General features: G+C 68.1%; 16 protein-coding genes and 1 tRNA gene. 4 read left to right on the plus strand and 13 right to left on the minus strand.

Annotation, left to right across the window (positions count from 1 at the left end):
* Position 1 precedes the first annotated feature (1 nt).
* Positions 2-2,494 carry a DEAD/DEAH box helicase gene (locus DFO65_RS09775; RefSeq protein ID WP_181778683.1) on the minus strand — a complete coding sequence of 831 codons (2,493 nt, stop codon included), beginning with the start codon at positions 2,492-2,494 and terminating at the stop codon, positions 2-4.
* A gap of 66 nt (positions 2,495-2,560) precedes the next feature.
* Here DFO65_RS09775 and DFO65_RS09780 point away from each other — a divergent pair, with 66 nt between their 5' ends.
* Complete coding sequence (locus DFO65_RS09780) at positions 2,561-2,851, plus strand: YciI family protein (RefSeq protein WP_113904225.1); 291 nt, start codon at positions 2,561-2,563, stop codon at positions 2,849-2,851.
* 130 nt (positions 2,852-2,981) lie between these two features.
* On the opposite strand, the gene DFO65_RS09785 is transcribed toward DFO65_RS09780, so the two are convergent.
* From DFO65_RS09785 to rpsA, 10 genes are all read right to left on the minus strand, one after another.
* A complete protein-coding gene (locus DFO65_RS09785; protein ID WP_113904226.1) occupies positions 2,982-4,040 on the minus strand; it encodes a TerC family protein in 1,059 nt (352 codons plus the stop codon).
* 199 nt (positions 4,041-4,239) lie between these two features.
* The gene (gene uvrB, locus DFO65_RS09790; protein ID WP_113904227.1) at positions 4,240-6,372 is read right to left on the minus strand and encodes an excinuclease ABC subunit UvrB; all 2,133 of its coding nucleotides are present in this window, start codon (positions 6,370-6,372) and stop codon (positions 4,240-4,242) included.
* Positions 6,373-6,429: 57 nt separating this feature from the next.
* A complete protein-coding gene (locus tag DFO65_RS09795) occupies positions 6,430-7,140 on the minus strand; it encodes an ABC transporter ATP-binding protein (protein WP_113904228.1) in 711 nt (236 codons plus the stop codon).
* Positions 7,127-7,984 (minus strand): ABC transporter ATP-binding protein, encoded by an 858-nt coding sequence (locus DFO65_RS09800; protein WP_113904229.1) that lies wholly within the window; start codon positions 7,982-7,984, stop codon positions 7,127-7,129. The genes DFO65_RS09795 and DFO65_RS09800 overlap by 14 nt, the downstream gene beginning before the upstream one ends.
* Positions 7,974-9,197, minus strand: a complete 1,224-nt coding sequence (locus DFO65_RS09805; protein WP_220151279.1) for a branched-chain amino acid ABC transporter permease — start codon at positions 9,195-9,197, stop codon at positions 7,974-7,976. Before DFO65_RS09805 ends, DFO65_RS09800 begins: the two co-directional genes overlap by 11 nt.
* Positions 9,197-10,174, minus strand: coding sequence for a branched-chain amino acid ABC transporter permease (locus DFO65_RS09810; RefSeq protein WP_113904230.1), 978 nt, complete (start codon positions 10,172-10,174; stop codon positions 9,197-9,199). Before DFO65_RS09810 ends, DFO65_RS09805 begins: the two co-directional genes overlap by 1 nt.
* 82 nt (positions 10,175-10,256) lie before the next feature.
* Complete coding sequence (locus tag DFO65_RS09815) at positions 10,257-11,480, minus strand: branched-chain amino acid ABC transporter substrate-binding protein (RefSeq protein ID WP_113904231.1); 1,224 nt, start codon at positions 11,478-11,480, stop codon at positions 10,257-10,259.
* Positions 11,481-11,600: 120 nt separating this feature from the next.
* Positions 11,601-12,758 carry a dephospho-CoA kinase gene (coaE, locus tag DFO65_RS09820; RefSeq protein WP_113904232.1) on the minus strand — a complete coding sequence of 386 codons (1,158 nt, stop codon included), beginning with the start codon at positions 12,756-12,758 and terminating at the stop codon, positions 11,601-11,603.
* A 9-nt stretch (positions 12,759-12,767) separates the two neighbouring features.
* Positions 12,768-14,627 carry a hypothetical protein gene (locus DFO65_RS09825; RefSeq protein WP_113904233.1) on the minus strand — a complete coding sequence of 620 codons (1,860 nt, stop codon included), beginning with the start codon at positions 14,625-14,627 and terminating at the stop codon, positions 12,768-12,770.
* Positions 14,614-16,092 carry a 30S ribosomal protein S1 gene (rpsA, locus tag DFO65_RS09830; protein ID WP_113904234.1) on the minus strand — a complete coding sequence of 493 codons (1,479 nt, stop codon included), beginning with the start codon at positions 16,090-16,092 and terminating at the stop codon, positions 14,614-14,616. The genes DFO65_RS09825 and rpsA overlap by 14 nt, the downstream gene beginning before the upstream one ends.
* Before the next feature lie 209 nt (positions 16,093-16,301).
* Between rpsA and DFO65_RS09835 the strand changes: the two genes are divergently transcribed.
* Positions 16,302-17,141: a class I SAM-dependent methyltransferase gene (locus tag DFO65_RS09835; protein ID WP_113904235.1), complete on the plus strand. Its 840-nt coding sequence runs from the start codon at positions 16,302-16,304 to the stop codon at positions 17,139-17,141.
* 15 nt (positions 17,142-17,156) lie between these two features.
* On the opposite strand, the gene polA is transcribed toward DFO65_RS09835, so the two are convergent.
* Complete coding sequence (polA, locus tag DFO65_RS09840) at positions 17,157-19,820, minus strand: DNA polymerase I (RefSeq protein WP_113904236.1); 2,664 nt, start codon at positions 19,818-19,820, stop codon at positions 17,157-17,159.
* A gap of 41 nt (positions 19,821-19,861) precedes the next feature.
* Between polA and DFO65_RS09845 the strand changes: the two genes are divergently transcribed.
* Positions 19,862-20,320 carry a PaaI family thioesterase gene (locus tag DFO65_RS09845; protein WP_113904237.1) on the plus strand — a complete coding sequence of 153 codons (459 nt, stop codon included), beginning with the start codon at positions 19,862-19,864 and terminating at the stop codon, positions 20,318-20,320.
* 162 nt (positions 20,321-20,482) lie between these two features.
* Here DFO65_RS09845 and DFO65_RS09850 read toward each other — a convergent pair whose 3' ends face one another.
* The gene (locus DFO65_RS09850; RefSeq protein WP_113904238.1) at positions 20,483-21,064 is read right to left on the minus strand and encodes an ANTAR domain-containing response regulator; all 582 of its coding nucleotides are present in this window, start codon (positions 21,062-21,064) and stop codon (positions 20,483-20,485) included.
* A gap of 208 nt (positions 21,065-21,272) precedes the next feature.
* On the opposite strand from DFO65_RS09850, the gene DFO65_RS09855 reads away from it, so the two are divergent.
* Positions 21,273-21,354, plus strand: a tRNA-Leu gene (locus DFO65_RS09855).
* Positions 21,355-21,453 lie beyond the last annotated feature (99 nt).

Here is a 21,453-nt window from a genome sequence, read left to right on the forward strand (position 1 = left end):
TTCAGCCGATCTCCCCGACTCTCAGGATCCGCAGCACGATCTCCCCGGCCTCGTCGCTCGCCGGGACGTCCACCTCGGCGTCGATCGCCCAGTCGCGGTTGTCCTCGGGATCGGCCAGGGTCTGTCGCACGGCCCAGATCTGTGAACCCGCCTCGATCGCGATGTATTCCCGCCCGCGGGCGCGGGCGTCGACGCGCAGGTCGCCGTACTCGTCGTAGAAGTCCTCGATCGCGTCCTCCCAGGCCTTCGCGTCGAACCCGGACTCGGCGTCGAGCCGGCCGAGCTCGTCGTAGTCGCCGCGTTCGGCGAGCAGCACCCGGTGGAACAGGGCGTTGCGGACTTCGGCGGTGAAGACCTTCGTGTTCTCGGAGAACCTGCGGTCGAGGTCCGGCAGCTCCTCGTCGGCGAAGTCGGTGGGGCTCAGCCCCTGCAGGGTGCGCCATTCGTCGAGGAGGCTCGAGTCGGTGCGGGCGATCGTCTCCCCGAGCCATTCGATGATCGTGTCGAGCTCGTCGGTCCTCCGGTCGGCCGGCACATTGTGCGTGAGCGCGCGGAACACGTCGGTGAGGTAGCGCAGCAGGCTGCCCTCGGCCCGGGCCAGGGAGTAGTAGGCGACGAACTGGCTGAAGCCCATCGCCTGCTCGAGCATGTCGCGGACGACCGACTTCGGTTCGAGGAGCCCTCCCCGCAGCCATGGGTGGGTCTCGACGAAGTGGTCGAAGGACGGTTCGAGGATGTCGGCGAGCGGTCTGGGGACCTCGACCTCGTCGAGGATCGCCATCCGGTCCTGGTAGTCGACCCCCTCGGCCTTGAGCTCGGCGAGGGTGTCGCGCCTGATCCGGTCGAGCTGGCCCTTGAGGATCGCGAACGGCACCGGGGTGGCCGCCTCGACGATCGAGACGACGTCGCGGGCGTACGTCTCGTCCTCGGGGTCGAGGAGGTCGAGGGCGGCGAGGACGAACGGGGCCAGCGGCTGGTTGAGGGCGAACTGGGGACCGAGGTCCGTGGTGGGCACGAGCTGTCCCCGCCGTTCGACGATGAGCCCGGCGTCGATGAGGGTGCGGCCGATCTTCAGGGCGGTGAGCTTGAGGTCGAGGCGCCGCTCCCGGCTCTCGTGCGTCTTGTCGATGAAGTCGCGGATCGTCGCCACATCGGAGCCGGGGCGGGCGACGAGGTTGAGGATCGTCGAGTGGTCGATGCGCATCCGCGACCGCAGGGATTCCGCCTCGGACTCGATGAGCCGGGTGAACGTCTCCTCCGACCAGCCGACGAACCCGGCCGGTGCCGCCTTCTTCTTCACCTTCTTCCGCTTCTTGCCGTCGGTCTCGGCCTTCGCCTCGGCGCGGAGGTTCTCGATGACGTGCTCGGGAGCCTGGGCGATGACGTAGCCGCGGGTGTCGAATCCCGCGCGTCCCGCGCGCCCGGCGAGCTGCTGGAACTCGCGGACGCTGAGGCGGCGCATCCTCCGCCCGTCGAACTTCGCCAGCCCCGTGAGCAGCACGGATCGGATCGGGACGTTGATGCCGACGCCGAGCGTGTCGGTGCCGGAGATGACGAGGAGGAGGCCCTTGAGCGCGAGCTGCTCGACGAGCCGGCGGTACTTCGGGAGCATTCCCGCGTGGTGGACGCCGACCCCGTGGAGGAGGAGCCTGCGCAGGGTCTGGCCGAATCCCTTGGCGAAGCGGAAGCCCTTGATCGCCTCGGCGATCGCGGCCTTCTGCTCCTTCCCGGCGAGGTCGACGGAGAGCAGTCCGGTCGCCAGGTCGACGGCGGCGGACTGCGCGAAGGACACGACGTAGACGGGGGCCCGGCCGCCGCGCACGAGAGCGCGCAGGGTGTCCGAGAGCGTCTCGGTCGAGTACTCGTACTCGAGCGGCACGGGACGCTGCGCCGAGGTGACGACCGAGCTGTCGCGGCCGGTGGTCTCCTCCATCGTCCGGCGGATCTCGGTCGTGTCCCCGAGGGTCGCGGACATGAGGACGAACTGCGACTGCGGCAGCTCGAGCAGCGGCACCTGCCAGGCCCATCCCCGGGTGGGATCGGCGAAGTAGTGGAACTCGTCCATGACGACGAGGCCGACGTCGAGGAGCGCGCCCTCCCGCAGCGCCTGGTTCGCGAGGATCTCCGCGGTGGCGCAGATGATGGGGGCGTCCCCGTTGACGGTCGAGTCGCCGGTGATCATCCCGACGTTCTCGGCCCCGAACGCATCGATGAGCCCGAAGAACTTCTCGCTGACGAGCGCCTTGAGCGGGGCGGTGTAGTAGGCCCGGATGCCGCGGGTGAAGGACTGGTAGAGCGCGAACAGCGCGACCAGCGACTTCCCCGATCCGGTGGGGGTGGCGACGATCGTGTTGTCACCGGCGAGGATCGAGAGGATGGCCTCGTCCTGGGCGGGGTAGGGTTCGATCCCCAGTTCCTCGCAGTACTGCCCGAAGGCCTCGTAGACCGCGTCCTCGTCGGCGAACTCCGCCGGGATCTCCTGCAAGCGCACCACTGAAGACACAACTGCCTTTCCGTTTAGACTGATTCCATCCTATTGTCGCAAGCCCGGAGGGGATCGATGCCAGTCTTTGCCGTCAACTACGTCTATGGGTCAGATACGGAGACGAGGATGGCCCACCGTCCCGCCCATCGGTCCTGGCAGTCCGAGCTCCATGAGTCCGGTGTCGTCCTCGCCTCCGGCCCGGTGGAGGGACCCGAGGGTCCCGGGGGCCTCCTCGTGTTCCGGGCGGCCGACCGCGCCGAGGTCGAATCCCTCCTCGGCGAGGACCCCTATGCGTCGATCGACGTCATCGACTCCGTGACGATCCGGGAGTGGACTCCGGTCTTCGGACCGTTCTCCGAGTCCTGAGGTCTCTGGGGCCCAGCGTTCGGACTGCGGCCCCGGGCGCCCGGCCCTGGTGTCCCGATCCGGCCGGAACCGAGTGCACGTGCGCGCCGCTCCCCTCGCGTGGGGAGCGGCGCGCGTCCGTGAGCCGGGATCAGTCGTGCGAGGTCTCGGATTCCTGCGGACCGACGTCGCGGAACGAGACTCCGTCCTTCTTCATCTTCATCAGCGAGGCGATCGTCGCGACCGCCATGGCGACGACGATGAAGCTCAGCGACAGCCAGGTCGGCACCTCCGGGATCGAGTGGCCCCAGGCGAGGAACTCCCAATCGGTCTCGTGGAGGGCGTGGATGACGAGCTTGACGCCGATGAAGGCGAGGATCGCCGCGATTCCGTAGTGGAGGTAGACGAGCTTGTCGACGAGGCCGCCGAGGAGGAAGTAGAGCTGGCGCAGCCCCATGAGGGCGAAGACGTTCGCGGTGAAGACGAGGAACGCGTTCTGCGTGACGCCGAAGATCGCGGGGATCGAGTCGAGCGCGAACATGACGTCGGTCGAGCCGATCGCGATGAACACGATGAACATCGGGGTCCAGTACTTCGTGCCCTCGATCTCCACCCGCAGCTTGTTGCCGTGGAACTCGTCGACGACGTTGATCTTCTTCCTCAGGAGGCGGATGAGCCCGTTCTCCGCGTTCTCGTCGTCCTCGCCGCTGAAGGCCTGACGGTAGGCGACGATGAGGAGGAAGATGCCGAAGAGGAAGAAGACCTCGACGAAGGCGCTGATGATCGCCGCACCGGCGACGATGAAGATGCCGCGGAAGACGATCGCGATGATGATGCCCACCATGAGGACTTCCTGCTGGTACTTCCTCGGCACCCCGAAGCTCGTCATGATGATGATGAAGACGAACAGGTTGTCGATGCTCAGCGAGTACTCGAGCAGCCAGCCGGTGAGGAACTCGCTGCCGTGCTGGGCGTCGCCGATGGCGAAGAGCGCTCCGGCGAAGACGAGGGCGAGGAAGACGTAGAAGCCGACCCAGATGCCCGCTTCCCTCATCGTCGGGACGTGGGGGCGCTTGACGACGAGCAGGAGGTCGAAGATGAGGATCGCGACGACCGCGATGCCCGAGCCGATCATGAACCACATGGGGATGACCGACCCGCTCGCGGCGGCGGTCTCGCCTGCCGCGAGTGTCGAGGACAGAGTATCCATGGATGCCTTTCGTGAGGACGGTGGTGAATCCGTGCCGAAAGTCTCTCCCACGCTGTGACCGCTTCTCAGCGGCGGCGTGCGCTCCGCGCCCGGACCCGCGGAGGGGTCGTGGTGACGAGCACGGATGGACGGGATACTCCCTTTCGCCAGGCTCCAGTATAGTCGTGCCGGCGCTCAACCGCCGCATGGGCGTCCGCGCTCAGGCGTGCCCCGCCTCCTTCATCTGCCGCAGCTCCTGCTTGAGCTCGGACAGCTCGTCCCGGAGCCGGGCGGCGAGCTCGAACTGGAGCTCCGCGGCGGCGGCGTGCATCTGCGAGGTCAGCGACTCGATGAGCTCGGTGAGGTCGGCGGCCGGCGGGCGCAGGGAGCCGGTCTTCCCCGTGGCCTGGCGCTGCTCCTCGGTGAGGGTCGAGTTGTAGCCGCGCTTGCCCTTGCCGTAGTCGAACTCCGTGAGGAGCTCGCGGGTGTCGGCGTCCTCCCGCTGCAGCCTCTCGGTGATGTCGGCGATCTTCTTGACCAGCGGGGTCGGGTCGATGCCGTGCTCCTCGTTGTGGCGCCGCTGCTTCTCGCGCCGTCGGTTGGTCTCGTCGATCGCCTCCCGCATCGACCGGGTGATCGTGTCGGCGTACATGTGGACCTCGCCGTTGATGTTGCGGGCCGCACGGCCGATCGTCTGGATCAGCGAGGTCGACGAGCGGAGGAAGCCCTCCTTGTCCGCGTCGAGGATCGCCACGAGCGACACCTCGGGCAGGTCGAGTCCCTCGCGGAGGAGGTTGATGCCGACGAGGACGTCGAACTCCCCGGCCCGCAGCTCGGTGAGCAGCTCGACGCGGCGCAGGGTGTCGACGTCCGAATGGAGGTACTGGACGCGCACGTCGTGATCGAGGAGGTAGTCGGTGAGGTCCTCGGCCATCTTCTTCGTCAGCGTCGTCACCAGCACGCGTTCGCGCCGCTCGACCCGGGTCCTGATCTCGCCGAGGAGGTCGTCGATCTGACCCTTCGTCGGCTTGACGACGACCTCGGGGTCGATGAGGCCGGTGGGGCGGATGATCTGCTCGACGTACCCGTTGCTGCGCTCGAGCTCGAAGTCGCCGGGGGTCGCGGAGAGATAGACGGTCTGGCCCACCCGCTCCCTGAACTCGTCGAACTTCAGCGGCCGGTTGTCCATCGCGCTCGGCAGCCGGAAGCCGTGCTCGACGAGAGTGCGCTTCCGGGACATGTCGCCCTCGTACATGCCGCCGATCTGCGGAACGGTGACATGGGACTCGTCGATGACGAGGAGGAAGTCCTCGGGGAAGTAGTCGAGGAGGCAGTTCGGGGCGGAGCCGGCCGGCCGGCCGTCGATGTGGCGGGAGTAGTTCTCGATCCCCGAGGTGAAGCCCATCGACTCCATCATCTCGAGGTCGTAGCTCGTGCGCATCTTCAGGCGCTGCGCCTCGAGGAGCTTGTTCTGGGCCTCGAACTCGCTCAGCCGCGCCTGGAGCTCCTCCTCGATCTCGCTGATCGCCCGCGCCATCCGGTCCTCGCCGGCCACGTAGTGGGTGGCGGGGAAGACGTGGATGGTCTCCTCGTCGCGGATGATCTCACCCGTCAGGGGGTGGAGGGTCTGCAGGGACTCGATCTCGTCGCCGAAGAACTCGATGCGCAGGGCGAGCTCCTCGTACTGCGGGATGATCTCGACCGTGTCGCCGCGGACCCGGAAGGTGCCGCGGGTGAAGGCCATGTCGTTGCGCGCGTACTGCATCGAGACGAACCGCTTGAGCAGCTCGTCTCGATCGCACTCCTGTCCCCGCTGGAGCGTGACCATCCTGTCGACGTACTCCTCGGGGGTGCCGAGGCCGTAGATGCAGGAGACGGTGGAGACGACGACGACGTCGCGGCGGGTGAGCAGGGAGTTCGTCGCCGAATGGCGGAGGCGCTCGACCTCGTCGTTGATCGAGGAGTCCTTCTCGATGAACGTGTCCGTCTGCGGGACGTAGGCCTCCGGCTGGTAGTAGTCGTAGTAGGAGACGAAGTACTCGACCGCGTTGTGCGGCAGCAGCTGGCGGAACTCGTTCGCCAGCTGCGCCGCCAGCGTCTTGTTCGGCGCCATGATCAGGGTCGGGCGCTGCACCTGCTCGATGAGCCACGCGGTCGTCGCGGACTTGCCGGTGCCGGTCGCGCCGAGGAGGACGATGTCCTTCTCTCCGTCGTCGAGCCGGCGCGCGATCTCCGCGATCGCCGCCGGCTGATCACCCGACGGGGAGTACTCGGAGACGACTTCGAACGGGGCGACGGTGCGCGACACCTCGGGGCGGTGGCCGATGGCCGGCAGGGGACGTGCTGAGTTCATGGTCCAACCCTAGCGCCCGCCCCTGACGCGGCACAGGCCCCTCACACCGTCGCGATCTCAGCCGCCCCCGAGGTAGACGTCGCGGATCGAGCTGTCGGCGAGCAGCTCCTTGCCCGTGCCGGTCTTCGTCAGTCGTCCCGCTTCGAGCACGCACGCGCGGTCGGCCACGGCCAGAGCCTGGTTCGCGTTCTGCTCGACGAGGAGGATCGTCGTCCCCTGCGAGTTGATCTCCCGGATGATCGAGAAGATCTGCCGGATGAACTGCGGGGCCAGCCCCATCGACGGTTCGTCGAGGAGGAGGACCTCGGGCTTGGCCATGAGGGCGCGTCCGATCGCGAGCATCTGCTGCTCTCCGCCGGACATCGTCCCCCCGAGCTGGGTGATGCGCTCCTTGAGCCGGGGGAACAGCTCGAACACCCGGTCGTACTCCGCCTCGGAGCTCTTCGCCTTGACGGCGTAGGTCCCCATGTCGAGGTTCTCCCGCACCGTCATCCCGGGGAAGATCCCGCGCCCCTCGGGGACGAGCGAGATGCCCTTGGCGACCCGCGTGTGCCCCTTGAGCCTGGTGATGTCCTCGCCCTTGAAGGTGATGGAGCCGTGGCGGGCGGCGAGCAGCCCCGAGGCCGCGCGCATCGTCGTCGTCTTCCCCGCGCCGTTGGCGCCGATGAGGACGACGATCTCCCCTTCGTCGACCTCGACGTCGAAGTGCTCGATGGCCTTGATGCGGCCGTAGCGGACCTCGAGGTCCTTGATCTCAAGCAGAGCCATCGGGCTCCTCCTGTCCCAGGTAGGCGGCGATGACAGCGGGGTCCTCGCGGATCGCGGACGGCACGTCGTCGGCGATCTTCTTTCCGAACTCGAGGACCACGATGCGATCCGTGACGCCCATGACGAGCTTCATGTCGTGTTCGATGAGGAGCACGGTGTAGCCCTCGTCGCGCACGGCGCGGATGAGACCCATCAGTTCCTCCTTCTCCGCGGGGTTGAAGCCGGCCGCCGGTTCGTCGAGGCACAGCAGCTTCGGGTCCGTGGCCAGCGCGCGGGCGATCTCGAGCCGGCGCTGGTAGCCGTACGGCAGGTCCTTCGACTTGTCGAAGGCGCGGTCGGCGATCCCCACGAACTCGAGGAGCTCCATGCCGCGGGTGATGATCTGCTTCTCCTCCCGGTAGTGGCGAGGGGTGCGCAGCATCGCGCTGATCATCCCCGACTTGTGTCGGGCGTCGAGTCCCACGGCGACGTTCTCCAGTGCCGACATCTCGCCGAAGAGGCGGATGTTCTGGAAGGTCCGGGCGAGCCCCAGGCGGGTGATCCGGTGCTTCTTCAGCCCGAGCAGCGAGTTCCCCTCGAGGGTCACGCTGCCCTGCGAGGCCTTGTACACCCCCGTCATCGCGTTGAAGCACGTCGTCTTCCCCGCACCGTTGGGTCCGATGAGGCCGAGGATCTCCCCGCGGCGGATGTCGAACGTCACGGAGTCGAGCGCGGTCAGCCCGCCGAAGACGACGCTGAGATCCTTCACCCTGACGAGGGTGTCCCCTTCGGCGACGGCGATCTCCCGCTCGGCGGCGACCTCGGTGAGGTTGTCCGGGTCGGGCAGTCTCAGCTCAGCGTTCATCGTCGTCCTTCCTTCCCGCGGGCTCCTCGCCCGCGCGTGGGGTCGCAGCCGTCGCCTGGTCGTCGGACCCGCCTGCGCTCTCGCCGGGGCCCTCACGGTGGAAGACCCGACGGATCCGCGCCGAATAGGTGAGCAGCTTCGGCATCTTCCCGAACAGTCCCTGGGCGCGGAAGATCATGAGCAGGACGAGCACGACCCCGAAGATCTCGTACTTCCATCCGCCCAGTGCGGTGAAACGCAGCGGGATGTACGCGACGATGGCCCCGCCGATGATGACGCCGACCTTGTTGCCCTGCCCGCCGAGGATGACCGCGGCGAGGAACAGGATCGACGTCGCGACGTCGAACTTCTGGTTGTTGACGAAGCCGACCTGCCCGGCGAGCAGCGCCCCGGACAGGCCGCCCAGGGCGGCTCCGGTGCCGAACGCGGCGAGCTTGAAGCGGAACGTCGGCACTCCCATGATCTCGGCGGCGTCCTCGTCCTCCCGGATCGCGAACCAGGCGCGTCCGACCCGCGAGCGTTCGAGGTTCCCGAGCAGGAGCATGACGAGGATGATGATCGTCACGGTCAGCCAGTACCACGGCAGGCCGTTCGAGGCGGTGAAGATCGGGGTGCCGTCGACCTCGCCGGGCGGGCGCCCGACGTTCTGGAAGCCGACATTGCCTTTGAGGGCGGGGACGATCGTGGCGAGCAGGCGGATGATCTCCCCGAAGCCGAGGGTGACGATCGCGAGGTAGTCGCCGCGCAGCCGCAGGGTCGGGATCCCGAGCGCGATGCCGAAGACGACGGTGACGATCATCGCCAGCGGCAGCGTCCACAGGTACGGGATGTGGACGAGCGCGGAGTCCGGCGACGTCCACAGCGAGGCGGTGTAGGCGCCGACGGCGAAGAACCCGATGTAGCCGAGGTCGAGCAGGCCCGCCTGACCGACGACGACGTTGAGGCCGAGGGCCACGAGGGCGTAGAGGGCCATGTTGAAGCAGGAGATCGCGAAGTCGTTCGCGGGCTCCGTCGTGATCAGGGGCGGATTGATGACGGGCAGGAGGTAGGCGAGGACGACGACGACGAGGAGGATCAGCCACTGCTGCCAGCGGGACCGATCGTTCCACCACATCTTCGTCCGCATCCACCAGCCCGGTCGCTTGTGCCCGAGCTTCTTGTCGGCGGCCGCCTGCTTCGCGGCGACGGACTTCAGGGGACTGTGTGCTGACATCAGACTCTCGCTTCTCCCAGGTTGGAGCCCAGGATTCCGTTGGGCCGGATCATGAGCACGAGGATGAGGACGACGAAGATGACGACGTCGGTCCATTGCGAGTCACCGAGGATGGTGGCTCCGTAGTTGCCGATGAGGCCGACGAGCAGGCCCCCGAGCAGTGCGCCGCGGACGTTGCCGATCCCGCCGAGCACCGCGGCGGTGAAGGCCTTGATGCCGAGGATGAATCCGCCCATGTAGAACACCCCGGAGGGCACGCGCATGACGTAGAAGAGCGCGGCGGCTCCCGCGAGCAGACCCCCGATCGCGAACGTCGCGATGATGATGCGCTCCCGGTTGACGCCCATGAGCGTCGCGGTGTCGGGGTCCTGGGCGACGGCGCGGATGCCGCGGCCGAGCTTGGTCCGGCGCACGAGCTGGTCGACGCACACCATCATGATCACGGCGGCGATGACGATGGTCAGCTGCTGCGAGTCGATGATCGCGCCGAACACCTCGAAGATCGGTTCGGGGCGGAACATCGTCACGCTCGGCTCGGCGTTCGCACCGCGCCAGCCGAAGAACAGGTACTGGAGCACGAAGGAGATGCCGATCGCGGAGATGAGGAACGCGAGCCGGGAGGCGCCGCGGTCGCGCAGCGGTTTGTAGGCGACGCGCTCGACGAGGATCGCCGTGCCTCCCGAGACGACCATCGCGATGATGCCCGCGAGGACGAGGTCGAGGATGAGCATCCCGAGCGGCAGCGTCGGTGCCGAGGGGCCGAACCCCAATGCGCTGAGGAAGAAGACCACGGCGAAGGCTCCGGCGATGAAGACCTCGGAGTGGGCGAAGTTGATGAGGTTGAGCACACCGTAGACGAGGGTGTACCCGAGGGCGACGAGAGCGTAGATCGCTCCCAGGGTGAGTCCGTCGAAGGTCGTGGCCCAGAAGCTGTCGATGAGGGCGCTGAAATCGACCGATATCCATGCATCGGACATGAGTTCTCGATTCTCGAGTGAGCATCCTGAAGCCCTCCGGTCTCCCCGGAGGGCTTCAGTGTGCGCAGGTGACTGGTGACGGTTATTCGATGAGGCCCACGGAGACGATTCCGTCGCCCTCGGTCTTGTAGCCGTACACGGCCTTGTCCTCGAGCTCGCCCTTCTCGTCCCACTTGTACGTCTTGCCGTAGCCGACCCCGTCGTAGTTCCGCACGTAGTCGACCATGCCCTTGCGGTCCTTGACTCCGCTGTCGATGCCCGAGAGCATGACGGTCATCGTGTCGTAGCCCTCGACCGAGTAGGTGCCGGGGGCGGCGCCGTCCGAGACCTTCTCATAGGCTTCGGCGAACTCCGGGATGAGGTCGCCGGGCACGCAGGTGCACGTGTAGTAGGCGTTGTTCGCGGCGTCTCCGGCCTGTTCGACGAAGGCCACGTCCTTGACGCCGTCGGGTCCGATGAAGTACCCCTCGTAGCCCTTGTTGACGAGCTGGTTGTCGAGCGGCGCGCCCTCGGCGAAGTAGCCGGCGTAGATGACGGAGTCGGCCTCCGCGTCCATGATCTTCTGGATCGTCGGCGCGAAGTCCTTCTGCCCGGTGGTCACCGAGTCCTCGCAGGCCAGGGAGTCACCCATCTCCTCACGGACGACCTTCGCCAGCCCGATGCCGTAGTCGGAGTCGTCCTCGATGAGGCACGTCTTCGTCGACTGCAGCTTCTCGACGAGCTTGACCAGGGAGGGGCCCTGGACGGTGTCGTTGCCGAGTCCGCGGAAGAAGGTCGTCCAGCCGTTCTCGCTCAGCCCCGGGTTCGTCGCCGAGGGGGTGATGTGGGCGAGGCCGGCATCCTCGAAGATGCCGCCGGTCGCCTTCGACTCGCCGGAGAACGGGGTGCCGATGACGCCGATGATGTTCTCCTCCTTCGTCGCCTGGGCCACCGGGCCCGTCGCCTTAGCCGGATCGCCCTCGGTGTCGAACTTCTTGAACGCCACCTGGCAGTCGGGGTTCGCGGCATTGTGCTCGTCGATGGCGGTCTGCGCGCCGTTGTAGATGTTGATGCCCAGCTGCGCATTCGGCCCGGTCATCGCGCCCACGTAAGCGATCGTCAGCTTCGAGTCGCATTTCGCGTTCCCGTCGCCAGCGGCCTTGACGACATCGGGCGAGACCTCGAGGGTCTCCTGCTTGGGGAGTTCGACCCGATCGGAGGTGGCCTCTTCGCCGCCGCCGCCGGATCCCTGGTTGGCGCAGCCGCTCATCGCCAGGACCGCGGCGACGGACAGGGCTGCAATGGAGAAACCAGTCTTTCGTTTCATGTGTTCACGTGTGCTTTCTTCTTCGAGGCCTCAGGAGTGAGTTCGCCTCTCCACACATGAAATATAGACCGCGCCTGTGCCGTGGATCACATCCTCACGGTTACAACTTGGTAACGGCTCTCAGCTGTCGAAACTCTCGGGAACGAGCCGTCGGCGCAGCTGCGCGAAGTACGGCTCCTTCGCCTCGGCGCAGGCCGTCGGATCCCCCGCGTGCCGGTCGACGAGCCGGCGTTTGAGAGCGCCGTAGCGACGGCGCTCCTCGGCGTCGTCGCGCAGGAGGTCGCGGAACCGCAGCGCGAACCGCGCCCCCGTCGAGGACTCCGTCCTCACGTGGAGGTTGACGGCGCGGCCGGGGTCGGCGTTGGCGTGGAAGCGCTTGGGCTCGCGACCGTCCTCGCCGAGGTGGTCGAAGCCCTCGCCGCCCGGGAACCCGAGGTCGGCGAGCCGGGGGGCGAGGTCGTCCGCGGCGGCGAGGTCGGGGACGAGCAGCTGGAGGTCGATGACGTCCTTCGCGGGCAGATCCTCGACGGCGGTCGAGCCGATGTGCTCGATGGGATGCCGCTCACCGGTCCCGCGGCGGAGCCTGGCGATGATGCGGCGGGCCTCCCCGGTCCAGTCCGCCGTTCCCGGCTCCGTCAGGGCGACCGCCGGTCGCTCGGCGCGCCGGCGGGCCCGGAGGTTCCGGGCGAACGGGAGCAGTCGCTCGTCGACGAGGGCGCCGGCGGCCCGCCGGGTGTCCTCGAGGGACCCGCTGTTGTCGATGACGACGTCGCAGGCATCGCGGCGGGCCGCGTCCGTGGCCTGGCGGGCGATGCGCGCCTCGGCGTCGGCCCGGTCCATTCCCCGGGTGCGCACGAGCCGGTCGAGCCGCACGGCTGCGGGCACGTCGACGAGGAGGCTGAGGTGGTAGTCGGGGGCCATGTCGTTCTCGACGAGCAGCGCGACGTCGTGGACGATGAGGTCCGCCTCGGCGGCGCGGGCGAACTGCTCGAGCGTGCGGGTGCGGATCGCCGGGTGCATGAGGGCGTTGAGCACGGCCGTCGACTCCTCGTCGGCGAAGGCCGCGGCGGCCAGCGCCGCCCGGTCGAGCTCCCCGGCGGGTGTGAGGACCTCGGGGCCGAAGGTGCCGGCGAGCTCGGCCAGCAGCGGCTGCCCGGGCGCGACGACCTCGCGGGCGATGACGTCGGCGTCGACGATGACGGCTCCACGCTCGGCGAGGATCGTCGACACCGTCGATTTGCCCGCTCCGATTCCCCCGGTCAGTCCGATCTTCAGCATGAGCCCAGACTATCGGGACAGCGGGTAGACGAGCACCCCCTGCCCGTCGACGCTCGGCGGACCGAGGCACGCGGTGAGGAACTCCTCGAGCACGCGGGAGTCGGCGAGCAGCGGGGAGTCGGGGGCGAGGACGACGTGGTCGACCCCGGCCGCGCGCAGCTGATCGACCGCGTCGGCGACGGGCGCGGAGGCGGGGTCGGGCAGGTCCGCCTCGGCGCTGATCGGGGCATCGCCGAGGACCCGGTCGAGGGCGTCCTCGGGGGCGGAGTAGACGAGCGGGGAGTCGCGGCTCGACCCGATGAAGTAGCCTCCCGTCTCCCGGTAGCGGAATCCGCTGACGGCCTGCCACACCATCGCCTCGTCGGCGTGCGGCGTGGCCCAGGCCAGGGGGCGCGGGAGCGTCTTGACGACGGATCCCTCGGGGATCGCCTCGGCACCGTTCCGGTGGAATTCGGGGACGTGGACCGCGCGGGCCGTCTGCGCGCCCGGCATCGCGACGACGGCGGCGACCGCGAGCAGGGCCAGCAGCGCCTGTCCGCGCCTCGAGCGCCGATGGTCGAGCGCCCACTGCAGTCCGACTCCGAGGATCGCGCAGAGCGCGATCACGGAGTGTACGACGAGGCGCATGGGCAGGAGGTTGTTGAGGACGGGCACGGCCTCGACGAGGGCGAAGGGGCCGTGGGCGGACAGCACCCGGCCGCCGAGGAGGACGGGCGAGCCCAGCGAGAGGGAGAAGACGAGGATCCCGGTCGCCGCGGTGACGAGGAGGAGGCGGGAGAACCGGGTCCGGCGCAGGCCGATGACGATGACGGCCGCGGCGATGAGCGCGGGGATCCCCATGTACCCGCCGATCTCGGCGCCGTCGAGGGGCAGGACGCGAGGGATCGGCGAGGATCCGGCGCCGATGAGGGGCGGACCGGCGGGGATGATCGGGTCGAGGAGGTCCGTGTTCCACACCCCGTGCGGACGGATCGCGCCGGAGGGGGCGTTGGGCCCGAGCATCGTCAGCAGCAGCGGCAGGGCGATGAGCAGCGCCAGCGCCGAGGCGAGCACTCCCCCGCGCAGCAGCGTCAGCCAGGCTCGAGGCGGGTGGGCGCGGGAGGCCGCGAGGCACGCGAGGAGGCAGAGGGCGGCGAGGAAGGTGCCCGCGAGCACCTCGGTGGAGACGTAGAACTGGAAGCCGAGCAGCATGCCGAGTCCCGCCGTCAGGAGTCGGAAGCGCCCGTGACGCCGGAGCGGGCTCTCCGGAGCCATGGGCAGGGCGAGGAGCCCGAGGATCGCCGCCGCGACGAGCGGCGGGGTGAACGCGAGGGCGAGGTTGGGGTGGCCGGCCATCTGCGCGACGGTGTAGCTGGAGAAGCCGACGCCGGCGGCCGCGGTGAATGCGGGGACCGGGCGCAGGAACCGGCGGAAGAGGACCGCGGTGGCCACGGAGTTGACGACGGGGATCGCGAGGATGAGCAAGTTGTAGCTGATGATCGGTCCGGCGATCCACGTGACCGGGGCGAGCAGGAGGGCCGGGCCGAGGAGGGAGGTGTTCCACGCGCCGTTGACTCCCCCGGCCAGCGCGTTCATCTCATGAGTGTAGAGGAAGCCGTCGGCGGAGCCTGACAAGCCGAGCCGGGAGGCGAGCACCTCGGCGGCGTGAGCGAGCCACCAGATGAAGAGGGAGGAGTCGTCGTTGCCCGCGTACACGCTCCCGGCGGGGTCGGCGGCGACGTCGGGCAGGACGCAGACCGAGGCGAGGACGAGCAGGAGGACGTAGAGGAGCCATCCGCGGATGGCCTGTCTGTTCTCGCGCACATAGACGAAGGGCCCCCGGTCGGAGAACCGGGAGCCCTTGTCAGTGCTGGTCTCAGCTGCCTGCAAGCTTCTCACGCAGAGCGGCAAGAGCCTCGTCGCTGGCCAGGGTGCCTTCGTCCGCGGCCTCGTCCGAGGAGAACGAGCCGGTGGCCGGAGCCGCATCGGCGCCGGAGTCCGCGGCGCCTGCCTCGGCGTCCGCAGCGGCGGCCTTGGCGACCTGCTTCTTGTGCTCCTCCCAGCGGGCCTGGGCGGCGGCGTACTGCTGCTCCCAGATCTCGCGCTGGGCCTCGAAGCCCTCCATCCACTCGTTGGTCTCGGGATCGAAGCCTTCGGGGTACTTGTAGTTGCCCTCTTCGTCGTACTCCTGCGGCATGCCGTAGAGCGCGGGGTCGAGGAACTCCTCGGCCTCGGGGTCGACGCCCTCGTTCGCCTGCTTGAGCGACAGCGAGATCCGGCGACGCTCGAGGTCGATGTCGATGACCTTGACGTAGATGGTCTCGTCGACCGAGACGACCTGCTCGGGCAGGTCCACGTGGCGAACCGCGAGCTCGGAGATGTGGACGAGTCCCTCGATGCCGTCCTCGACGCGCACGAACGCACCGAACGGAACGAGCTTGGTCACCTTGCCGGGCACGATCTGTCCGATGACGTGCGTGCGGGCGAAGTGCTGCCACGGGTCTTCCTGGGTCGCCTTGAGCGACAGGGAGACACGCTCGCGGTCCATGTCGACGTCGAGGACCTCGACGGTGACCTCGTCACCGACGGTGACGACCTCACCGGGGTGATCGATGTGCTTCCAGGAGAGCTCGGAGACGTGGACGAGTCCGTCGACACCACCGAGGTCGACGAACGCACCGAAGTTGACGATCGAGGAGACGACGCCGGGGCGCACCTGGCCCTTCTGCAGGGTCTGCAGGAAGGTGTGGCGGACCTCGGACTGGGTCTGCTCGAGCCATGCGCGACGGGACAGGACGACGTTGTTGCGGTTCTTGTCCAGTTCGATGATCTTGGCCTCGACCTGCTGGCCGATGTAGGGGGCCAGATCGCGGACCCGGCGCATCTCGACGAGGGAGGCCGGCAGGAAGCCGCGCAGTCCGATGTCGACGATGAGGCCGCCCTTGACGACCTCGATGACGGTGCCGGTGACGACGCCGTCCTCTTCCTTGATCTTCTCGATGTCGCCCCAGGCGCGCTCGTACTGCGCGCGCTTCTTGGACAGCATGAGGCGGCCCTCTTTGTCCTCCTTCTGAAGGACGAGGGCTTCGATCTCATCCCCGACCTCGACGACTTCGCCGGGGTCGACATCGTGCTTGATCGAGAGCTCACGCGAAAGGACGACGCCTTCCGTCTTGTATCCGATGTCGACGAGCACTTCGTCGCGATCGACCTTGACGACGGTGCCCTCGACGATGTCGCCATCGTTGAAGTACTTGATCGTCTCGTCGACGGCGGCGAGGAAGTCCTCAGCGGTTCCGATGTCGTTGACAGCGACCTGCTTCGGCTGCACCGATTCCGGCGTGGTGGTGGTCATATAGGTAGGGACTCCGATGGAATTGTGGTCCAGATCCGATACCCTTGGAGCTTGTCATGAGATCGTCATGAGCACGGCCCGAGAGTTCGTCTCCGGTCTCGATTGCGATTTTGGACTCGCATGCATAAGCGCATACGGTTGTCAATACTAGCATCATCCCAGGCGTGAATGCACGCCGATGCTGAAAAATCATCCGCCACGGAGGAACGATGAGCGACGGAAGTTATCGGACGGAGGTCATCAGCGGCGGGTACCTGCCGATCGATGAGGAAGCGTCGGTGCGGGCCAACAGGAGCTACTGGGACAATTCGGCCGAGGACTACCTCGCCGAGCACGGCAGCTTCCTCGGCGCCTCGGAGTTCATGTGGGGCCCCGAGGGCATCCACGAATCCGATCTCGGCCTCCTCGGCGAGGTGCGGCGCCGGCAGATCCTCGAGGTCGGCTGCGGGGCCGGCCAGTGCTCGCGCTGGCTCGCCGAGCAGGGGGCGATCGCCACCGGCGTCGACGTCTCCGCCGGAATGCTCGAGCAGGCCTCCCTCCTCCAGCGGGAGCATCCGCTCAGCGCCGAGGCGACTCCCCCGACGTTCCTCCACGCCGACGCCCGGCGGCTGCCGTTCGCCTCGAACAGCTTCGACATCGCGTTCTCCTCCTACGGCGCCCTGCCGTTCGTCAAGGACGCCGAGGTGGTGCTCTCCGAGGTCGCCCGCGTCGTCCGCCCCGGCGGCCGCTGGGTGTTCTCGACCACGCACCCGATCCGGTGGATGTTCCCCGACGTCCCCGGCGAGGCGGGGCTGACGGTCGAGTACTCGTACTTCGACCGTACCCCCTACGTCGAGATCTCCTCCGAGGGACAGCCGGTCTACGCCGAGCACCACCGGACGATCGGCGACTGGGTCGGCCTGCTCGTCACGGCAGGCTTCACGATCGACTCCGTCACCGAGCCCGAATGGCCCGAGTCGAACCAGACCGCCTGGGGCGGCTGGTCCCCGCTGCGCGGCGCCCTGATGCCGGGCACCGTGATCTTCTCGACGACCCTGAAGAAGGACTGACGCCGGCCGATCGCCTCAGTGCGCGGCGGCGTGCCAGGAGACGCCGGTGCCGAGGTTGACGTCGAGGGGGACGTCGAGCTCGAAGGCCGAGCCCATCTCCTCGGTGACGATCGCCTTGACCTCGTCGGCCTCCTCCGGGATGAGGTCGACGATGATCTCGTCGTGGACCTGGAGGAGCATGCGCGAACGGTGGCCCTCGAGCCGTTCGGCGACCCGGAGCATCGCGATCTTCATGATGTCGGCCGCCGAGCCCTGGATGGGGGCGTTGAGCGCGGCCCGCTCGGCCATGTCGCGCAGCTGCCTGCGGTCGCTGTGGAGGGCGGGCAGGTAGCGCCGGCGACCCATGATCGTCTCGGTGAACCCCTTCACCCGCGCCTGTTCGACGATCTCGTCGAGGTACTCCTTGACCGCGCCGAACCTCTCGAAGTACTGGCTCATCAGGCCCTTGGCCTCGTCGACGCCGATCGCCAGCTGCCTCGAGAGCCCGTAGGCGGAGAGCCCGTAGACGAGCCCGTAGGACATCGCCTTGACCTTCGAGCGCATCGCGGAGTCGACGTCGTCGATGCCGACGCCGAAGACCTTCGAGCCGACGTAGGAGTGGAGGTCCTCCCCCGCCCGGAAGGCCTCGATGAGCGCGGCGTCCCCGGACAGGTGCGCCATGATCCGCATCTCGATCTGCGAGTAGTCCGCGGTGAGCAGCAGGGCGCCGGGGACGTGCGGGTCGGCGACGAAGATGTCGCGGATCCGCCTGCCCGACTCGGTGCGCACGGGGATGTTCTGGAGGTTGGGGTCGAGCGAGGACAGCCGCCCGGTCGCCGCCACCGTCTGCTGATAGGTGGTGTGGATCCGGCCGTCGTCGGCCACGGTCTTCTGCAGGCCCACGACCGTCTGCTTGAGCTTCGTCGCGTCGCGGTTGGCGAGCAGATGGGCGAGGAACGGGTGCTCGGTCTTGGCGAAGAGCTCGGCCAGCGCCTCGGCGTCGGTCGTGTACCCCGTCTTCGTCCGCTTCGTCTTCGGCATGTCGAGCTCCTCGAACAGCACCGCCTGGAGTTGCTTGGGCGAGCCGAGGTTGACCTCGTGGCCGATCGCCTCGTACGCGAGCTCCGCGCTCGCGATGGCCTGTCGGGTGAAGTCGTCGATGAGGTCGCGCAGCCCCTGCTCGTCGACCGCGATCCCGGTCATCTCCATGGCGGCGAGCACGGGGACGAGGGGCAGCTCGATGTCGCGGTAGACCCGGTCCATGTTCGCCTCCTCGATCGCCGAGGCGAGCACCGCGTGGACCTCGAGGAGGGCCGCGGCGCGCCGGCCGAGCGCCAGCGCCGACTCATCGGTCTCGAGGTCGAGGGCGAGCTGCGGGGCTCCCGTGGTCGCCTCGGTGAGGTCGATGCCGGCCCGGTCGGCCGCGATCTGGGACAGCTCGTAGCTGCGCTGATCGGGCACGAGGAGGTAGGCGGCCAGAGCGGTGTCCCCGGCGATCGCGTCGACGTGGATGCCCAGCGATCTCCAGGCCTTGATCTGGGTCTTCGCACTGTGGAGGATGAGCGTCTTCGACCGCAGGGCCGCCGTGAGCTCGGAGACCTCGAATTCGCTCGCCTCGGCGATGTCGGCGACGACCGCCGCGCCCGGGGTGTGGGAGACGGCGAGGATGCGGACGTCGCCGTGACCGAGCACGTAGCGGGCGTCGGAGTCGACGGCGAGGACGTCCGCCTCGGCGATCGCCTCGAGGAGCTGCGCCACGGACACCGTCTCGATGGACTCCTCCCGCGCGGGGCCGGCGGACGCGGTGGGGACGGAGTCGCCGAGGATCGCGCTCAGCCGCTTGCCCAGAGCCTGGAACTCGAGCTGGTCGAAGAGGCTCGAGAGCTCGGCGGGATCGCCCTCGCCCCATCTGAGGTCGGCGTAGCCGAGACCGAGGTCGAGGTCGTCGAGGAGGCGGTTGAGCCGGTAGTTGCGCTCGACCGCGTCGAGGTTCTCCCGCAGCTTCTCCCCGACCTTGCCGCCGATGGAGCCGGCGTTGGCGAGGACTCCGGGCAGGTCGCCGTGGGTGCGCAGCCACTTCGCCGCGGTCTTGTCCCCGACGCCGGGCACGCCGGGCAGGTTGTCGGCCTTCTCCCCGACGAGCGCCGCGAGCCCGCGGTAGTTCTCGGGCGTCACTCCGTACTTCTCCTCGATCGCCGCAGGCGTCATCCGCACGAGGTCGCTGACTCCGCGCTTGGGGTAGAGCACCGTCACCGACGGGCCGGCCAGCTGGAAGGAGTCCTTGTCGCCGGTCATCACCTGCACGAAGGCTCCGGCCTCGGTGCCCAGGCGCGCCATCGTCGCCAGGGCGTCGTCGGCCTCGTACCCCTCCTTCGTCACGACCCGGATGCCCATCGCCTCGACGATGTCCTTGATGAGGTCGATCTGCGGATGGAACTCCGGCGCGGTCTTCGCCCGACCGGCCTTGTACTCGGGGTACTCCTCGAGGCGGAACGTCTGCCGGCCGAGGTCGAAGGCCACCGCCACATGGCTGGGCGCCTCGTCGCGGAGGACGTTGATGAGCATCGAGATGAAGCCGTAGATCGCGTTCGTGGGCTGTCCGGTGCTCGTCGCGAAGTTCTCCACCGGCAGGGCGTGGAAGGCACGGTAGGCCAGGGAGTGTCCGTCGATGAGCAGGAGGGATTCATTAGCGTGACTCACATGGCATAGCCTAGCGGTCAGAACCGACACGAAGGAGAACCATGTTGAGACCGACCCGCGCCCTGACCGCCGAGACCTCGCCCGCCGAGTGCCGGGAGCTCCTCGAGCAGCTGCGCGAGCACGAGGCGAGCACGGGACTGGTCGCGCGGATGGGCATCGAGTTCACGGGCCTGGCGCATGACTCCATGACCGCGACGGCCCCGGTCGAGGGCAACACCCAGCCGATGGGACTGTTCCACGGAGGCGCCCATGTCGTCCTCGCGGAGTCGCTCGCCTCGATGCACGCGTTCCTCCTCTCCGGCGGGAGGAACGTCGTCGGGGTCGATCTCAACGCCACCCACCTGCGCGCGGTGCGTGAGGGCGCCGTCACCGGCACCGCCTCGGTGCTCCATCGGGGACGGACGATCATGTCCCACGAGGTGCGGATGACCGACGAGGCGGGGCGGCTGCTCTCGATCGTGCGGATCACGAACATGGTGCTGAGGTCGGAGCCGAAATGAGTCGCGCGCCGAGGTGACTCCCCCGGGCCGCGGGAACCCCCGCCGAGGTGACTCCCGGGTTCGCACGAGCCCGCGCCGAGGTGACTCCCGGAGTCCGATGGACGCGGAGACGGATGACGCCTGCGACTCGTCGCAGGCGTCATCCTCTGTCGGTCCGGCAGGCTACTTCTTCGAGCCGATCTGCTTGAGCACGGTCTCGGCGACCTCGCGCATCGTCAGCCGACGGTCCATCGAGGTCTTCTGGATCCACCGGAACGCCTCGGGCTCGCTCAGGCCCATCGAGGTCTGGAGGAGGCTCTTCGCGCGCTCGACGAGCTTGCGGGTCTCGAACCGCTCCGTGAGGTCGGAGATCTCGGATTCGAGGGAGCTGATCTCGGCATGCCGCGACAGCGCGATCTCGAGCGCCGGCAGCAGGTCGTTGGCCGTGAACGGCTTGACGACGTAGGCCATGGCGCCGGCGTCGCGGGCGCGCTCGACGAGTTCCTTCTGCGAGAAGGCGGTGAGGAGGACGACGGGGGCGATGCGGGCCCGGGCGATGCGCTCGGCCGCCGAGATCCCGTCGAGGATGGGCATCTTGATGTCCATCACGACGAGATCGGGGCGCAGCTCCTCGGCGAGGCGGATCGCCGATTCGCCGTCCGCGGCCTCACCGACGACGTCGTAGCCGACCTCGCGGAGCATCTCGACGATGTCGAGGCGGATGACCGCCTCATCCTCGGCGACGACGACACGCCGAACCGGCACGGACTCATCTGAAGTTGGTTGTTCGCTGTTTGAAAGCACGCCACCAGTCTAGACCAGGCCCACTCGTGCACCGGAACGTCGATCCCGGAATCTTCTGTGATGGTAGCCACGAGCACCTGCGACTCAGACCCGCGGCCAGGCGCCTGCGCCGGCCTCTGCCGGCGATTGTGCATCGTGGTCGGCCTGCCGTATCCTTGACTACGCGCTGGCCGGATTGGCGGAATCGGTAGACGCGGTGCACTCAAAATGCATTGTCGAAAGACGTGTGGGTTCGAGTCCCACATCCGGTACTTGTGTCCTGAGTCGCGACATCGTTGACAGACGATGTCGCGACTTGGGACTTTTTTGTGGGTTCACTCCTGGAATCAGATACCGTCCTGGTTGTCGTG

Source organism: Brevibacterium sanguinis, assembly GCF_003315415.1.
Taxonomy (GTDB): domain Bacteria; phylum Actinomycetota; class Actinomycetes; order Actinomycetales; family Brevibacteriaceae; genus Brevibacterium; species Brevibacterium celere_A.

What these genes read in the sequence shown, in the direction of transcription:
- DFO65_RS09800 (WP_113904229.1), bottom strand. Translation starts at nt 7,984, where the DNA reads ATGAACGCTGAGCTGAGACTGCCCGACCCGGACAACCTCACCGAGGTC.
- coaE (WP_113904232.1), bottom strand. Translation starts at nt 12,758, where the DNA reads ATGCTGAAGATCGGACTGACCGGGGGAATCGGAGCGGGCAAATCGACG.
- uvrB (WP_113904227.1), bottom strand. Translation starts at nt 6,372, where the DNA reads ATGAACTCAGCACGTCCCCTGCCGGCCATCGGCCACCGCCCCGAGGTG.
- DFO65_RS09785 (WP_113904226.1), bottom strand. Translation starts at nt 4,040, where the DNA reads ATGGATACTCTGTCCTCGACACTCGCGGCAGGCGAGACCGCCGCCGCG.
- DFO65_RS09805 (WP_220151279.1), bottom strand. Translation starts at nt 9,197, where the DNA reads ATGTCAGCACACAGTCCCCTGAAGTCCGTCGCCGCGAAGCAGGCGGCC.
- DFO65_RS09845 (WP_113904237.1), top strand. Translation starts at nt 19,862, where the DNA reads ATGTTGAGACCGACCCGCGCCCTGACCGCCGAGACCTCGCCCGCCGAG.
- DFO65_RS09780 (WP_113904225.1), top strand. Translation starts at nt 2,561, where the DNA reads ATGCCAGTCTTTGCCGTCAACTACGTCTATGGGTCAGATACGGAGACG.
- DFO65_RS09835 (WP_113904235.1), top strand. Translation starts at nt 16,302, where the DNA reads ATGAGCGACGGAAGTTATCGGACGGAGGTCATCAGCGGCGGGTACCTG.
- rpsA (WP_113904234.1), bottom strand. Translation starts at nt 16,092, where the DNA reads ATGACCACCACCACGCCGGAATCGGTGCAGCCGAAGCAGGTCGCTGTC.
- DFO65_RS09815 (WP_113904231.1), bottom strand. Translation starts at nt 11,480, where the DNA reads ATGAAACGAAAGACTGGTTTCTCCATTGCAGCCCTGTCCGTCGCCGCG.
- DFO65_RS09795 (WP_113904228.1), bottom strand. Translation starts at nt 7,140, where the DNA reads ATGGCTCTGCTTGAGATCAAGGACCTCGAGGTCCGCTACGGCCGCATC.
- DFO65_RS09810 (WP_113904230.1), bottom strand. Translation starts at nt 10,174, where the DNA reads ATGTCCGATGCATGGATATCGGTCGATTTCAGCGCCCTCATCGACAGC.